Here is a 15,290-nt window from a genome sequence, read left to right as displayed (position 1 = left end):
CATCAGGAAGGGTAGTTAGAGTGGCAGCACCTCCGAAACCTCGAAAGCTCCCGCACAGGCTGAGAGTATGGGTAATTGGCCTCTCGTTTCTCACAGCAGTCGGAACGACAGAGGCGGCGGCCAGCCTCAGCTATCCTTTCGTCCTGCCTGAAAATTCCGCGGCGACGCTCCATTACGATAAGCCTTTCGTCTGCGAAAAGCCGGTTCCTCCGATGGTGGACATGTCGAACATCGGCACCTTCTACAAGCCGGGATCGACACAATCGGTCATCGACAAGCAGGCGATGGCCGCCTACGTCAAGCGCAACCGACTGGTGGACAGAACCCGGGCTTCGCTCAGGCAGATGGTGCGGCGCGCTGTAACATCGCCCAACGATCGTATGCGCATCGGACCCTGCATCATGCGCCAGCTTGTCGTCTGGGCAAAAGCGGACGCTCTACTCGGCAACCTCGATGACAACGATCCCAAGGGTCGCCGACAGGCGATCCTTATTACAGCCTTCGGCATGAAGAGTTTTACCGACGCCTATTCTGTGGCGCTCCAGCTCGACACGCCGCCAAGGGAACAGCGCGCGTTGATCGAAGGCTGGCTCGGAAAGCTCGGGGACGCCATCATCGCTGAATTCACCCCCCCTTCCGCGCCACGTCCAAAAAAGAACCAATGGCTCGATCGCAACGCCAACACCCGCTACTGGGGAGCCTCCGCAGTCGGGCTGGTCGCCACGCTCACGCAGGATAACCGCCAACTCGATTGGGCGATGAACGTCCTGCACACAGGTCTTTCCGAGAGCAGCGCCGATGGCAGCTTCCCCGCGGAGCTTTCCCGAGGAGGCAGAGCGCTCCACTACCAGGCTTTCGCAATGAAGGCCCTGACGTTGCTTGTTGCCATAGCCGACGAAAACGGGCGGGCACTTTCCAGCGAAGACGAGAAACGTCTAGCCACGGCGGCGCGTTTCACGGCAGAGGGATATGAGAAGCCGGACACCATCGCGAAACGGACCGGGCAGGAGCAGCTCAAAAAACCCGACATGGTGGAATGGATGCCGCTACTCAGCCAACATTTCGCCAGAAACAACCCCAATCTGATGACGTTGCTGCGCAAGGTCGCATCGAATTTCGACCCGAGAGAAAGTGATTATCTGATCGGCTTCCTCCGAGCGGAGTGAAAGTCCCACGCCCCGAAAAGCGCATTCACGCCTGCGGAGAGCGCTCGGCCGCCGGTTGATGAAGGAGATTTCCCTGCAATTGACAACCCTCCGTAAACCATACACACTGGCTCCGCTTCTGGAGGAAAGCCTAGAGCGCTCAGCGCTTTAGAGTGAACGAGCCCTTTTTGGCAAAATGGGACGTCTATGGAAAAGACAGAAGTCAAATCTCGGCTTATCGCCTCAGCGGCTTACGATGACCGCTCGCATCTACTTTATGTTCATCTCCATTCCGGCGAGACAAAGTCACTGGTCGCTCCCCGCTCGATGTATGAGAACTTGATAACGGCCGATTCCCCCGGTTGGTACTACACCCGTCACATCAGTCCTCTGGCTAAGGGTTAAACGTTCTCCGACTTGCGATGCCCGTGCCTGGCCCGTACGCGATAGCGCCCCGATGCCTGCTGGGACGACTGAGGGAAGGCACCCGCGCCCCGGCCTAGACAAATACTGACGACCGGCCCCATCAGCAGGGCGAATACGAGCGAGAAGCCGGGAATCTGTAGCGAAAAATCGAACGCCGAATGCAGCCCGACGAGAAGCAGCGCGGCAAGCCCAAGACAACCGGCGAACCTGTATTCCCGACGCTCACGGATTCCCCGAATGAAAATATGGATGAGGCTTCCCATCACGATGACCGCAACCAGCGGAAACATGATTCCGAGAGTGAGCGTTCCCTCGAGATAGACGTTGTGTGCCTTGTCCCAGGCCGCGAAGACGCCGCATGCGGGATCGCGATAGGCCGGGAAGACCTCCTGGAATGAGGCCAGACCCGACCCCCAGGGAAAATGGTCCTTCACGCTCGCGACGATTCCCGGGAGGGTGCAAAAGCGTGGGTCCTCGGCGCCGCGCACCTCGGCACGAAGCAGCACGTTCCCGCCGAGAAATGCAAGAATGACCAGAAAAGCCAAGGGCAGACCGACGAGAATCCACAGGCGCCGGGCAATTCCAACCTTTGGCCGGCCGCCAAAGCTCGCTCGCTGCGTCCGGCTATAACGCGTGGAGCCGAGGAGAATACCAAGGAGGGACAGACTGACGAAAGTCAACCCGACACCGGCCCGAGACTTCGTCAGCAGAAGGGCGAGCAGGCTTGCCGCCAGCAAACCTGCGTAAAGCAGGCCATGTTTCCGTTCAAGGCTCCATCCCTTTGCTTCAGGCCGGGGCTGCGCGAGCGTGGCGACGAAACGGCGGACATCGACATCCTTTGTGGACCGCCACAACAAGGTCAGCAGAAGCAGCGAGACAATTCCGAAGAAGGTCGCCGCGGTGTTACGGTTGACGAAAAAGCCCGTGAGGCTGTCGAGATAGGCCGTCTTCTCTACGAAAAGCAGCATCCCGGGCGCAAAAACGAACTGCAGGATCGACAGAATGGCAATAATCCCGCCGGTGACACCGTAGAGCCTGAGAGCCCGTTCGGCTTCCCCATCCTTCCGGAACAACAGCAGCGAAAGCAGGAACACGCCAAACGGCAGCGCAATCTTGAGATACGCGCCAAAGTCATCCCCCGGCGTCACGGAAATGCTGGCATGCACGTCGGGATCGAGCTTACGGACTTCCATCCATGCAGGATGGACTGGCCAACCTTCGGGCAAGGGCGCAGTCTGGAAAACGATCCATGCGAGGAGAAGGAGGAGCGCCGCAATGCTCGTTACAACGGGCATGCGAACATTACCCGCAATACCGAGCGAGAACACCCCCAGCACCAGCAGCAGATACACAAACCCGGCTTCAATGGCTACCGTAACAGAATCGTATGCCCCGTAGTTCAGCAGAGAAATAACAATGCTAAACCAGAAGGCCAATCTCAGGATATCGGTCAGACGAGATCCCGCCCCGACCTTTTCACCGGGACCCGCGGCAAGACGTCTTTGGCTGGTTTGCATTGAAGATATGCCTCAAGAATAGTCGCAGCACTCCTCTATTATCTCTTCCACTTTGTCAAACTTCAGTACCGCATATATTTCCGTGAACCTGCCATCCGTATCCGGCTTTACGGAGATCCCCGCCGGCCTCTTTGCGTGCGGCACCGAAGCCCAAAGTAACATCAGTAAGAAGGTAGCCTGGACGGCGTGAAGGAACTTCCGCAGGGATTCATCCTTTCCCCCGTCTCAGCATCTCCCTTCCACGTCCGTTTTCGGGACGACGCAAACAAAGCAACTTTTGCGCTGCAAATAAATCTGCAGCGCAACCTACCAAACTTATCAACAACGGCATCGTCCACGATAGCAACAGCCGCACCGCAGCGTGGAAACCAAGGTCAGAGTTCGATAATATTCAACAAAATCAACGAAAAATTCAATTGTAACGATCGTTGTAGCGTCGGTTGCGAAAATGATATTGCGACGCAACATATTGACAAGCTTTCGCGGATGCGAAACAAAGACAGTATAAAAATCGGAAAACTTCACGGTTAACGGCCGCTTTACGCGCCGTGAGTGTAACTCGCTTTGTAAAGAGTGGACGACAAGGGTTACCGTCGACATGCCGCACCCGCACACCGCCACAACCGGGATGATCAGGCAGGCAAGAACCCACGCCGGTTTCCTATTGCCGACAGTGAATCGTTTGTTCCATCAAACCTTGCCCCCACGTGACAATGATCACATAGACCCAAAAATGGCCGCTCTTCTGCAGTTGAATATCGGTTCCGGTCGGAACGATGCTCGCGCCGAACCTACCCAATGCGTTGTCGGACAGGCTTTGTCCGGCTGGATTCATTCCATCAACGTCAACCGGTTTCGCAACTGTCCGATCAAACCGATGGTTTACAGGCAGTTTTCTAGATTTTCGATGTTAACAACTCACGGGTTACCAGCATGAAGAACACTATTCTTGCGGTCGCATCTAGCGGAGGCCACTGGCAGCAGCTGTTGCTCGTGTCCGAAGCCTTCGAGGACATGTCACCTGTTTTCGTGACGACCAAGAAAGAACTGCTGCAGCAAGCAGGCAAGGTCGATGGCCATGTAGTCGTCGACTGCAATCGCAGTCGGCCGCTGCTCATGCTGACCTGCATTCGCCAATGCGCGGGTATCGTGTTTTCCCGGCGGCCGAAGGTCATCATTTCCACTGGTGCGGCACCGGGCATCATTTGCATCGCCTTCGGCAAACTCATCGGCGCCAAGACGATCTGGATCGACAGCTTCGCAAATGTGGAGCAGCTTTCCATGTCCGGCAAAATCGCTCGCTACATTTCGGACAAGTGGCTGACCCAATGGGAGCATCTGAGCGACGCGGCCGGCCCGAGCTATCACGGGGCGCTGCTATGATCGTGGTCACGGTGGGCACCCAACTTCCCTTCGACCGCCTGATCCGCATGATCGACGAACTGGCTCCCGGGCTCCATCGCGATGTCTTCGCGCAGACTGGCCTCGGCACCTATGTTCCGCAAAACATGGAATGGAGTTCGACGGTGGAGGCATCGGATTTCGACAGAAAGCTGAAGGCCTGCTCGGTCATCGTTGCCCATGCGGGCATCGGGACCGTGCTGAAGGCTTACAAATATGCCAAGCCCATCATCCTGGTGCCGCGGCTTTCTTCGCTTGGCGAACATCGCAACGACCATCAGCTTGCCACCGTTTCCCAGCTCCGCCAGCGCGAGGGAATTTACGTGGCGGATAACAAGCAGGATCTCGAAAAGCTGTTGAACCGACAGCTCGATCCGGCCACGCCTTCCGAAGATGTCGCGGCAAGTGCTGACCGACTGCGAGGCTATGTCCGCAACTCAATTCTGGAGATGCTCGGCTGAGCTTGCCGACACCTCTTTCCGGGTCTCCACAAAGACATCCACATGATCCGGCGGCATCGCCGTCGGTTCCTTTTGAACCAGCGACAATACCGCCCGCCGAAGACCTGCAGCAGGCGCATGAGCTTTCGACGCGAAGCCTGGTAAATGCCGGGGTCGTCATCCATCGCGGCTTGCCGAAACCCTCCTCCTCTGTCACAGCTTCGGCTTGCTCGTGGGGTTTTTGATGAACCGTGCTGTTCGTCTGCCTCCATCTCACCTCGGAAGCACGATATCCGCAGTGAAACGGCTCCCCGACGGCGTAGCGGGTTCAGCCGGGAACGACCTGTGATAACCTTCGACAACACAAGGATTTCTGCGTGAATGCTTAGTATCTGGAGATCCCTCTTCGGAAGTTCATCCAGGTCGGCGCAGCCAATGGCCCGACGTCGTCGCATCGATCTCGGCGATGCGCTGCCGCCCTACACGCTTTATGCGGTCGGAGACGTGCACGGCTGCCTCGACGAACTTCTCGCCGTAGAGACCAGAATCCGCGACGATATCGTTTCGAATGAAACGCCCGGATTGATTGTCTATCTTGGCGATTATGTCGATCGTGGGCCACAATCAGCGGGTGTTCTCAATCTTCTGAGTGGCCCGAACAACGACAAGCGCATGCGGCGGCTGCCGCTATGCGGCAATCACGATGCGATCTTTGCCGCTTTTGTGAGAGACCCGGCCAATCACATGGAATGGATCGATCACGGGGGGCGTCAAACGATGCTTTCCTACGGCATAGACATTGACGAGCTGTTTACGCGGGTGCGCCGGCGTCCCGAGGAGGTGGCGCGTGTCCTGCAGCAGGCCGTCCCGTCGCGGCACCTGTCCCTCATCGACGTCCTGCCGATCAGCCTGCGCGTCGGTCCCTTTCTTTTCGTGCATGCGGGTATCAGACCCGGCGTGACGCTGCAGGACCAGACCGACGAGGACATGCTGTGGATCCGCGAGCCGTTTCTCAGCACTGGCCCACAGTTGCCGTTTACCGTCGTGCACGGTCATTCGCCCTTCTCGGAACCTGATTTCGGCCGCTCGCGCATTGGCCTCGACACCGGCGCGTATGTTTCTGGTAAGCTTTCGGTGCTTAAGATCGCCAATGGTGTACCTTCCCTACTTGATCCGTGATGAAGTCGGGGCCGCACATGCGCCGTTACCGCGATCATTGCCCATCCTGCCAATGAGGCGTGGTGGGCACGTTATCGAGTGGTTCCAAGAATGACGCCTGAACCATCGCCGCAGGGATCGAGCAAGCCGAAAAGGCCAAAGTGGAAGATACCGTTCCTGATCTTCCTTCTGGTCTTTACGATCCCGATTGCCGCGACGGTTCTGTTTGCCAATGGCGGACGTAACCTGACAAAGCTCGCCGCCCTGCTGCACATCGATCTTTCGCCGAAGGAGGAAGAAGTCGTCATCAGGAAAGGCCGCGTTCATGCGCCACCTGCCCGACCGCCAGCTCTCTCCCGGACTTTCTCGTCCTCCGAGACCGAGCGCCTCATTCCGATGAATTTCAATCGGACGGGGGAAGAGATCTGCCTTGGCCTTACATCGGTCACGCCGAACGCAACGCCGACGTTCACGCCTGCGGCTGAAGACGCCTGGGAATGCACCGCATCGGTCGCCTTTCCCGACACCGCGAATTCGATCTTCCTGCAGATCAGAGGTGCGGAGCAAAGGGCGAGGACCATCCGCGTCAAGTATAACCTGATCGACCCCGCTCATCTCGACGGTATGTTCAACCAATCCCTCGAGCTGATCCGCTACATCCGGCCGGAAATCGCCATGATCGATCTCACGGGGATGAAGAATGCCATGGGCGCAGGCAAGGAAAAATACATCATGTTCGGCACAGACCGGATCTCGCTGAAGCAGGAACTGATGGATGCCAGACGCTACAACCTGCTGATAACCGCGGCACAATAACGCTCTTACGCAGATGCACGGTAAAGCTCGATAAGAAAGACCTCTTCCTGCGCCGACGGAAGAAGATGCAGGCCAGTTCCGCGCTTCAATCCGGTCAGCGTGTCGAGCGGCCGGGCGGTCAGGCGATTTTCCGATGTCTCGACATCGACTTCACCGTTGAAGACGATCAACATCTCGTCGCATCCAACCTCGATGGCAAGCGGCTCCCCTATGACGAGGCGTTTCATGACATGGGCAAAATGTCCCCTCCGCGTCATGACGTTGAGATCGGTCGTCTCGCCGGAAACGACCGAGGCGTCTATCAGTGTTTCGCCGGCAAACGAATAGGGGGCACTGTTTCGGCGGAGCACCGTTTCGCCTTCCCCCGAAGCCAACACAATCCCCTCACCCTGCAGGACGGCGATCGTCCTGTCTATGCCGTCGAAACGGGAGAAGGGTCCCGGCCCACCGACCGTCGCCATGCTGACGCGCCAGAGGAATTCCGGATGGATTTCCCCGTCGAGATGAATGGCAAGTTCGCGTGTCAGCCCGCCACCGTTCCTCCAAGGAACGGCCACCAGATTGTCGAAACGGAGAAGTTCCACTTGCTCACCTCCTGTCGACAAGCCTCCCGAAAGCGGAAGGCCTTCCGGTTTGTCAGTTTCCAAGGATACCCGGGAGGCGAAGGCCCTTCTCGCGGGCGCAATCGAGTGCGATGTCGTAGCCGGCATCGGCATGGCGCATGACGCCGGTTGCCGGGTCGTTCCAGAGCACACGCCCGATCCGCCGCGCCGCGTCTTCGGAGCCATCGCAGCAGATAACCATGCCGGAGTGTTGGGAATAGCCCATGCCGACACCGCCGCCATGATGCAGGGAAACCCAGGTGGCGCCCGATGCGGTGTTGAGAAGCGCGTTGAGCAGCGGCCAGTCGGACACGGCATCGGAGCCGTCCTTCATGGCTTCCGTCTCGCGGTTCGGCGAGGCGACGGAACCAGAATCGAGATGGTCTCGGCCGATGACGATCGGGGCCTTAAGTTCACCCTTGGCCACCATTTCATTGAAAGCGAGTCCGAGCCTGTGGCGGTCGCCAAGCCCGACCCAGCAGATGCGGGCCGGCAGACCCTGGAAGGAGATACGCTCCTTCGCCATGTCCAGCCAGTTGTGCAGATGCTTGTTGTCGGGAAGAAGCTCCTTCACCTTGGCATCGGTCCTGTAGATATCCTCGGGATCGCCGGAAAGTGCCGCCCAGCGGAAGGGACCGACACCCCGGCAGAACAGCGGACGGATATAGGCCGGCACGAAACCGGGGAAGGCGAAGGCGTTTTCCAGTCCCTCATCCTTCGCCATCTGGCGGATGTTGTTGCCGTAGTCGAGCGTCGGAATGCCCATATTCCAGAAATCGACCATGGCCTGGACGTGCACCTTCATCGAGGCGCGCGCGGCTTTTTCGACCGCCTTCGGATCGCTCTCCTGCTTGGCCTTCCATTCGGCCACCGTCCAGCCGGAAGGCAGATAGCCGTGCAGCGGATCATGCGCCGACGTCTGGTCGGTGACGATATCCGGGCGCACCCCGCGGCGGACCAGTTCCGGGAAGATATCGGCGGCATTGGCGATGAGCGCGATCGACTTCTCCTCCCCAGTCTTGGTCCATTGATCGATCTTCGCCAGCGCCTCGTCGAGACTGTCGGTCTTTTCATCGACGTAGCGGGTGCGAAGGCGGAAGTCGGCGCGTGTCTCGTCGCATTCGACGGCAAGGCAGCAGGCACCCGCCATGACGGCCGCCAGCGGTTGCGCGCCGCCCATGCCGCCAAGACCGCCGGTCAGGATCCACTTGCCCTTGAGGTTTCCGCCATAATGCTGGCGGCCAGCCTCCACGAAGGTCTCGTAGGTGCCCTGCACGATGCCCTGCGCGCCGATGTAGATCCACGAGCCGGCGGTCATCTGGCCGTACATGGCCAATCCCTTCTTATCCAGCTCATTGAAATGATCCCAGGTCGCCCAGTGCGGCACGAGATTGGAATTGGCAATCAGAACGCGCGGCGCATCCTTGTGGGTGCGGAACACCCCGACCGGCTTTCCGGACTGGACCAGAAGCGTCTCATCCTCTTCCAGCGTCTTCAGCGTCGCGACAATGGTATCGAAGTCGCTCCAGGTACGGGCCGCACGGCCAATGCCGCCATAGACCACAAGTTCGTGGGGACGTTCCGCCACGTCGGGGTCGAGGTTGTTCATCAGCATGCGCAGCGGCGCTTCCGTCAACCAGCTCTTCGTATTCAGTTCCGATCCGCGCGGGGCACGGACATCACGGATATTATGGCGCGGATTGGAGGTCATGCGGGTTCCCCTGTCGAATGATCGTTATCGTTTGAGGCGGGGCGCGACGTCTTCGATACGCGCCAGAATGTTCCTGAGATGGATGCGCAGCAGCGCGGCCTTTTCCTCTTCGTAGGCGAAGGGCAGCACTTCCGTCTGAAGATGCGTCGATTGGGCAAGCTCCATCTGGATGGCGTGTACGCCTTCCTTCGGCCGGCCATAGTGGCGAGTGGTCCAGCCGCCCTTGAAACGGCCGTTCAGAATGCAGGTGTAGCCGGAAGCCGAGGCCGCGGCGTCGACAGCAGCCTTCTCGATCTCCGGCGCGCAGGTGCGGCCCATGTCCGTGCCAATGTTGAAATCCGGCAATATGCCTTCGAAAAGGAAGGGGATGCGGGAGCGGATCGAGTGGCAGTCATAAAGGATGGCAACGCCATGGATGGCTTTCACGCGCTCGATCTCGGCAGCGAGAGCGGCGTGGTAAGGAGCATGAAACGCCTCGATCCGACGCGCGGTCTCCGCCTCGTCGGGCGCCTCGCCTTGCCTCCATATCGCCTTGCCGTCGAAATCCGTTTCCGGCACGAGGCCCGTGGTGTTCTGGCCAGGATAAAGGCTGAGGCCTTCGGGATCGCGGTTGGCATCGATGACGTAGCGATGGAAGGTTGCCCGCACCGTCGTCACATCAGGAAGCAGGCCGGCATAGAGCTCATGGATATGCCAGTCGGTATCGGCAAGTATCCTGCCGTTGTCGTTGAGGCGATCCCAGAGATCGGCGGGCACCTCGGTTCCCGTATGCGGGAAGCCCAGAATGACAGGAGAATTGCCTTGCGTGACTTCGAATACGGTCATCTCAGGCCTCCAGCCCCGGCAGCAGGCCTTCGGAAACGCTTGAAACGAGCGAGCCGTCCGCCACCAGCGTGGCTGCGGCCTGAAGATCGTTTGCCATGTAGCGATCGAGTTCCAGCGTCGGGATAACCCTTCGAAGCGTTGCGATCACCTTCATGAGTTCCGGGCTGGTTGCCAGCGGTGCACGGAACTCGACGCCCTGCGCCGCCGCCATCGCCTCGATGCCGATGATGCCAAACAGGTTTTCGGTCATCTGCAGCAGCCGGCGGGCACCATGGCAGGCCATGGAAACATGATCTTCCTGATTGGCCGATGTCGGCGTGGAATCGACCGACGCAGGATGCGACATCTGCTTGTTTTCGCTCATCAGCGCCGCCGAGGTGACCTCGGCAATCATCAGGCCGGAGTTCAGGCCCGGTTTCCTGGCGAGGAAGGCTGGCAAACCATAGGAAAGGGCGGGATCGACCAGCAATGCGATGCGCCGTTGGGCGATGGCTCCGATCTCGCAGACGGCAAGGGCGATCTGGTCGGCGGCAAAGGCAACCGGCTCGGCGTGGAAGTTGCCGCCTGAAACCACCGAATTGTCCGACAGCACGAGAGGATTGTCGGTGACCGCGTTTGCCTCGATTTCCAGCGTGCGGGCAACCGAGCGCAGCAGGTCGAGGCAGGCGCCGTCGACCTGCGGCTGGCAGCGGATGCAGTAGGGATCCTGTACGCGCTCGTCGCCTTCGATATGGCTCTGGCGAATGACCGAATTGTCGAGCAGCGCGCGAAGTGCGGACGCGGTATCGATCTGGCCGCGATGGCCGCGCAGCGCATGGATATCCGGGTGGAATGGCGCCGAAGAGCCCATGGCGGCATCCGTCGACATGGCTCCGGTAATCAACGCGGCCTGTGCTGCCCGGTGCGCCCGAAAAAGTCCCGCCAGCGCCAGCGCGGTAGAGGTCTGGGTGCCATTGATCAGCGCCAGACCTTCCTTCGCCGCCAGAATGACGGGCTTCAATCCGGCCTTTTCGAGTGCCGCCGCACTGGACAGGCGCTCGCCATCAAGAAACGCTTCGCCCTCGCCCATCATCGCGGCGGCCATATGCGCCAACGGGGCAAGATCGCCCGAGGCTCCGACGGAGCCCTTTTCCGGGATGACCGGAGTGACGCCCTTTTCCAGCATGGCTTCGATGAGCCGAACCAGTTCCAACCGCACCCCGGAAGCGCCGCGGCCGAGCGAGACCAGTTTCAGCGCCATGATCAGCCGCACGACATTTTCCGGCAGGGGCGCGCCGATGCCGCAGCAATGGGATAGGATCAGATTGCGCTGGAGCGTCGCCACATCGGCACTGTCGATCTTGATGGAAGCGAGTTTTCCGAAGCCGGTATTGATGCCGTAGACAGGAGCATTGCCCCGCGCGATCTCGGCAATACGCGCCGCACCTCTCGCAATTCCGGCATCTGCGGCCCGGTCGAGCGCAGCCGCCTCACCGTTCCAGTAGATGGACATGAGCTGCGGAAGAGTAACGCGACCCGGAACGAGCGTGATGGTCATGCCGTAATCCTCCGGCCCTTGAAAACATGCGCATAAAGCGGATTGAAGCCGATGCGATAGACAAGCTCGGCAAGGCTTTCGACGTCCCAGATCGCGAAATCCGCAGACTTTCCGGCCTCGAGCGTGCCCGTCTCGTGTAACAGGCCAAGGGCGCGTGCGCCTTCGCGGGTTGCGCCGGCAATGCATTCCTCGACGGTGAGGCCGAAGAGCGTCGCCGACATGTTCATCGTCAGAAGCAGCGAAGTCAGTGGCGAGGTGCCGGGATTGCAGTCGGTGGCAATGGCGATATGCACACCGGCATCGCGAAGCAGGCCAACGGGGGGCTTCCGCTTCTCGTTGATCGCATAGAAGGCGCCCGGCAACAGCACGGCGACCGTTCCTGCCTTCGCCATGGCTCTTACACCGTCGTCATCGAGATATTCGAGGTGGTCGCAGGAAAGAGCGCCATAGGAGGCCGCCATTTTAGCCCCCCCCAGATTGGAAAGCTGCTCGGCGTGGAGCTTCACCGGGAGCCCAAGCGCTCTCGCCCTGTCGAACACCCGCCGCATCTCCTCGACAGAGAAGGCAATGCCCTCGCAGAAGCCGTCGACCGCATCGACAAGCCCTTCCGAGCGAGCCGCTTCAAGGCCGGGAAGGACGACATCGGCGATATAGTCGCCGTTGCGGCCCTTGTATTCCACCGGCGCAGCATGGGCCGCGAGCCAGGAAGTGACGACACGGACGGGGCGGATTTCCTGAAACCTGCGCGCCGCGCTCAGCATCTTCAGTTCGCTCTCGATGTTCAGTCCATAGCCCGACTTGACCTCGATGGTCGTGACGCCTTCGGCAATCAGCGTATCGAGACGCGGCAGCGCGGTCGCGACGAGGCCTTCGACATCCAGCGCATTGGTGGCGCGAACGGAAGAAACGATGCCGCCGCCGGCTCGGGCGATCTCCTCATAGGTCGCGCCCTCGAGGCGCATCTCGAACTCGCGGGCGCGGTTACCGCCATAGACGATATGGGTGTGGCAATCGATCAGACCCGGCGTGACCCAGCGCCCCTCCAGATCGACGATCTCGAGATGTTCCGAAGCAACCGAGGGAAGATCGTTCTCCGCTCCGGCAAAGACGATGCGTCCGGCTTGGACAACAAGGGTGCCCTTTTCAATGACGCCCAGACCGGCTGTATCTTCCTGAAGCGTCGCGAGGCGCGCATTGCGGAATATCCGGGTTGCCGCTTCCTGTTCGACAGATATTTTTCTTTTCATCCGCCCGAAACCTTTCCTTCCTGATCAATATGTATATACATATAAGAACGGTTGGCAAGCGCCTTTTGCGAAGGCCGGATAGCAATGAAAGAGGACGACCCATGACGATCCTGTTTGCGGAAAGCGCGCTCATGCATGACGGCTGGCGCAAGAACGTGCGGATCGGCATTACGGCCGGGCTTGTCTCGGAGATCCTTGTCGATGCCGACCCACAAGCCGGCGACGAGCGACATGCCGTCATCGTGCCGGGCATGGGAAACCTTCACAGCCACGCCTTCCAGCGGGCCATGGCCGGACTTGCCGAAATGCGCGGTCCCGCCGACGACAGCTTCTGGAGCTGGCGCAACGTCATGTACAAGTTCGCGCTGTCCATGACGCCGGAGCATGTGGAGGCTGTTGCCGCCCAGCTCTACGTAGAAATGCTGGAAGCCGGATTCACCCGGGTCGGCGAATTCCATTACCTGCATCATGACCAGAACGGCGAGCAATACAGCGATATCGCCGAGCTTGCCTCGCGCATCGCCGGCGCAAGTGCTGAGGCCGGTATCGGCCTGACATTGCTTCCCGTCTTCTATGCCCATGCCGGCTTCGGCGGCATGCCCTCCGCCGAGGGCCAGCGACGCTTCATCAATTCTCCGGATTCGTTTTCCCGCCTGATGGATCGCTGCCGCGAGCTTCTGTCGCCGCTTGCCGGCGCGCGCCTCGGCGTTGCACCCCACAGCCTGCGAGCCGTCACGCCGGAGGAACTGGCAACAGTCGTCTCGCTCGCTAGTTTCGGCCCCATCCACATCCATGTGGCCGAGCAGACGAAGGAGATCGAGGATTGTCTTGCATGGTCTGGCGCGCGACCAGTGCAGTGGCTGATGGACAATGCGCCGGTGGACGAACGCTGGTGCCTGATCCACGCGACCCACATGGATGACGCGGAAATCGACAGCATGGCCCGCAGCGGCGCGACCGCTGGCCTCTGCCCGATCACGGAAGCCAATCTCGGAGACGGGACTTTCGCGGCAAGGCGCTTCATCGAGCACGGCGGACGATACGGGATCGGATCGGATTCCAATATCGACATCTCACTGGCACACGAACTTCGCCAGCTCGAATATTCCCAACGCATTCTTCATCGATCCAGAAACGTGATTGCCGATGCGGGACAGTCGACGGGCCAGAGAATGTTCACCGATGCCCTTCGAGGCGGCGCGCTCGCGCTCGGCGAAGGGGACCGCATCAGCGCGGGAGAACGCGCCGATCTCGTCGCGCTCGATACCAGCGCGGTTCCCTTCCTTCAGGAGGCACAGATCATCGACCAATGGATCTTTGCCTCGGGTGTCAGGGTTGACACCGTATGGACGGCCGGTGAGAAGCAGGTCATTGCAGGACGACATCGGAAACGGGATGCCATCCGTCAGCGTTTCCAAACGTCGATGCGAGAATTGCTCGCTTCATAGCCTGCCCCGAAAACAATCACGACAGAGCCGGCCCGGCGCGGCTTCAGGGCTCTGCCGAGCGAGACGGACATGGCAAACATACAAGCGACCGGAGCAACGCTTCACCAGCAGATCCTCAACGAGATCGAAAACCGGATCGTCTCCGGGGAATGGGCGCCGGGTTTCCGCCTGCCCTTCGAGGTCGATCTGGCGGAATCCTACGGCGTCTCGCGGATGACGGTGAACAAGGTGCTGACGCAGCTTGCCAAGGCGGGCCTGATCGAACGACGCAAGCGATCCGGCAGCTTCGTCGCCCAGCCGCAGGTGCAATCGGCAATTCTTGAAATTCACACCATCGCAGCGGAAGTCCGCTCGATGAACCAAGCCTATTCCTTCACCCTCCAGAGCAGGAGCATCCGGAAGGCAGGACCATTTGATCGCGCGGCAATCGAAGTTTCGGCCGAAACGAGGCTGATCCAACTGCGCTGCGTTCACTTCGCTGGCGACATGCCGTTCTGCACCGAGGAAAGGCTGATCAACCTCGATACCGTTCCCGAGGCCGAGGAGGCGGATTTCTCTGCCACCCCCGCAGGCGAATGGCTGATAGCGCAAACGCCCTGGAGCGCAGCCGAACATAAAATTTCTGCCGTCGCAGCCGACGAGCGCGTGTCGGAACTGCTCGACGTGCCCGTCCATACACCCTGCCTGGTTGTTCAGCGCAGAACCTGGAACGGCTCCGGCCCGGTAACATCCGTGCGCTTCACCTATCCCGGCGACAAGCACGCGATCGTCGCGACCTTCACACCGGCCTCGGCCTGATTTAAACGCATCTGCGACAACCAGAGACCTCTTACCTCAAACCAATATATCCTGACGTATGGACCAAGAAGTTCAGGTGGGATGGTTTGTTAGCCGTTGGGAGGCCGGTCAAATTCTGACGAGTTTGATGTAGAGAGGAGATTTGGATTTATTATGTGGAATTTGGTTGCGGGGGCAGGATTTGAACCTGCGGCCTTCAGGTTATGAGCCTGACGAGCT

General features: G+C 59.7%; 14 protein-coding genes. 8 read left to right on the top strand and 6 right to left on the bottom strand.

The genetic code is table 11. The features are described 5' to 3' along the window. The first annotated feature begins 20 nt into the window (after positions 1-20). Together H4I99_RS23875 and H4I99_RS24850 are read left to right on the top strand one after the other, a co-directional pair. A complete protein-coding gene (locus H4I99_RS23875) occupies positions 21-1,166 on the top strand; it encodes an alginate lyase family protein (protein ID WP_163902520.1) in 1,146 nt (381 codons plus the stop codon). A gap of 186 nt (positions 1,167-1,352) precedes the next feature. Next, a complete protein-coding gene (locus H4I99_RS24850; RefSeq protein ID WP_163902518.1) occupies positions 1,353-1,550 on the top strand; it encodes a KTSC domain-containing protein in 198 nt (65 codons plus the stop codon). Here H4I99_RS24850 and H4I99_RS23865 read toward each other — a convergent pair. Then, positions 1,547-3,088 (bottom strand): O-antigen ligase family protein, encoded by a 1,542-nt coding sequence (locus H4I99_RS23865; protein WP_163902516.1) that lies wholly within the window; start codon positions 3,086-3,088, stop codon positions 1,547-1,549. The two genes, H4I99_RS24850 and H4I99_RS23865, sit on opposite strands and share 4 nt — an antisense overlap. Positions 3,089-4,021: 933 nt before the next feature. On the opposite strand from H4I99_RS23865, the gene H4I99_RS23860 reads away from it, so the two are divergent. The 4 genes from H4I99_RS23860 to H4I99_RS23845 all read left to right on the top strand — a co-directional run bounded on the left by H4I99_RS23860 (position 4,022) and on the right by H4I99_RS23845 (position 6,903). Further along, positions 4,022-4,471, top strand: a complete 450-nt coding sequence (locus H4I99_RS23860) for a glycosyltransferase family protein (protein WP_163902514.1) — start codon at positions 4,022-4,024, stop codon at positions 4,469-4,471. Then, the gene (locus H4I99_RS23855; protein WP_163902512.1) at positions 4,468-4,950 is read left to right on the top strand and encodes a glycosyltransferase; all 483 of its coding nucleotides are present in this window, start codon (positions 4,468-4,470) and stop codon (positions 4,948-4,950) included. Before H4I99_RS23860 ends, H4I99_RS23855 begins: the two co-directional genes overlap by 4 nt. 414 nt (positions 4,951-5,364) lie before the next feature. After that, positions 5,365-6,108, top strand: a complete 744-nt coding sequence (locus tag H4I99_RS23850) for a metallophosphoesterase family protein (protein ID WP_244625285.1) — start codon at positions 5,365-5,367, stop codon at positions 6,106-6,108. Positions 6,109-6,198: 90 nt separating this feature from the next. Further along, a complete protein-coding gene (locus H4I99_RS23845; protein WP_163902508.1) occupies positions 6,199-6,903 on the top strand; it encodes a DUF6030 family protein in 705 nt (234 codons plus the stop codon). A gap of 5 nt (positions 6,904-6,908) precedes the next feature. Here the strand turns inward: H4I99_RS23845 and H4I99_RS23840 are convergent, their stop codons facing one another. The 5 genes from H4I99_RS23840 to hutI are packed head-to-tail and all read right to left on the bottom strand — an operon-like array spanning position 6,909 to position 12,825. Further along, on the bottom strand, positions 6,909-7,487 hold the full coding sequence (locus H4I99_RS23840; protein ID WP_163902507.1) for a HutD/Ves family protein: 579 nt from the start codon (positions 7,485-7,487) through the stop codon (positions 6,909-6,911). Positions 7,488-7,539: 52 nt separating this feature from the next. Further along, positions 7,540-9,216 (bottom strand): urocanate hydratase, encoded by a 1,677-nt coding sequence (hutU, locus tag H4I99_RS23835; RefSeq protein ID WP_163902505.1) that lies wholly within the window; start codon positions 9,214-9,216, stop codon positions 7,540-7,542. A 24-nt stretch (positions 9,217-9,240) separates the two neighbouring features. Beyond that, positions 9,241-10,041 (bottom strand): N-formylglutamate deformylase, encoded by an 801-nt coding sequence (gene hutG, locus H4I99_RS23830; RefSeq protein ID WP_163902503.1) that lies wholly within the window; start codon positions 10,039-10,041, stop codon positions 9,241-9,243. A gap of 1 nt (position 10,042) precedes the next feature. Next, the gene (gene hutH, locus H4I99_RS23825; RefSeq protein ID WP_163902501.1) at positions 10,043-11,578 is read right to left on the bottom strand and encodes a histidine ammonia-lyase; all 1,536 of its coding nucleotides are present in this window, start codon (positions 11,576-11,578) and stop codon (positions 10,043-10,045) included. Further along, the gene (hutI, locus tag H4I99_RS23820; RefSeq protein WP_163902499.1) at positions 11,575-12,825 is read right to left on the bottom strand and encodes an imidazolonepropionase; all 1,251 of its coding nucleotides are present in this window, start codon (positions 12,823-12,825) and stop codon (positions 11,575-11,577) included. The genes hutH and hutI overlap by 4 nt, the downstream gene beginning before the upstream one ends. 101 nt (positions 12,826-12,926) lie before the next feature. Between hutI and H4I99_RS23815 the strand changes: the two genes are divergently transcribed. Together H4I99_RS23815 and hutC are read left to right on the top strand one after the other, a co-directional pair. Then, the gene (locus H4I99_RS23815; RefSeq protein WP_163902497.1) at positions 12,927-14,273 is read left to right on the top strand and encodes a formimidoylglutamate deiminase; all 1,347 of its coding nucleotides are present in this window, start codon (positions 12,927-12,929) and stop codon (positions 14,271-14,273) included. A 69-nt stretch (positions 14,274-14,342) separates the two neighbouring features. Next, a complete protein-coding gene (hutC, locus tag H4I99_RS23810) occupies positions 14,343-15,071 on the top strand; it encodes a histidine utilization transcriptional repressor HutC (RefSeq protein ID WP_163902495.1) in 729 nt (242 codons plus the stop codon). The last annotated feature ends 219 nt before the right edge of the window (positions 15,072-15,290 follow it).

It is taken from the genome of Paenirhizobium daejeonense (assembly GCF_014280875.1).
GTDB lineage: Bacteria > Pseudomonadota > Alphaproteobacteria > Rhizobiales > Rhizobiaceae > Allorhizobium > Allorhizobium daejeonense.
Note: the sequence above shows the minus strand (reverse complement) of the source record. Positions and strands in the feature narration are given on the sequence as shown.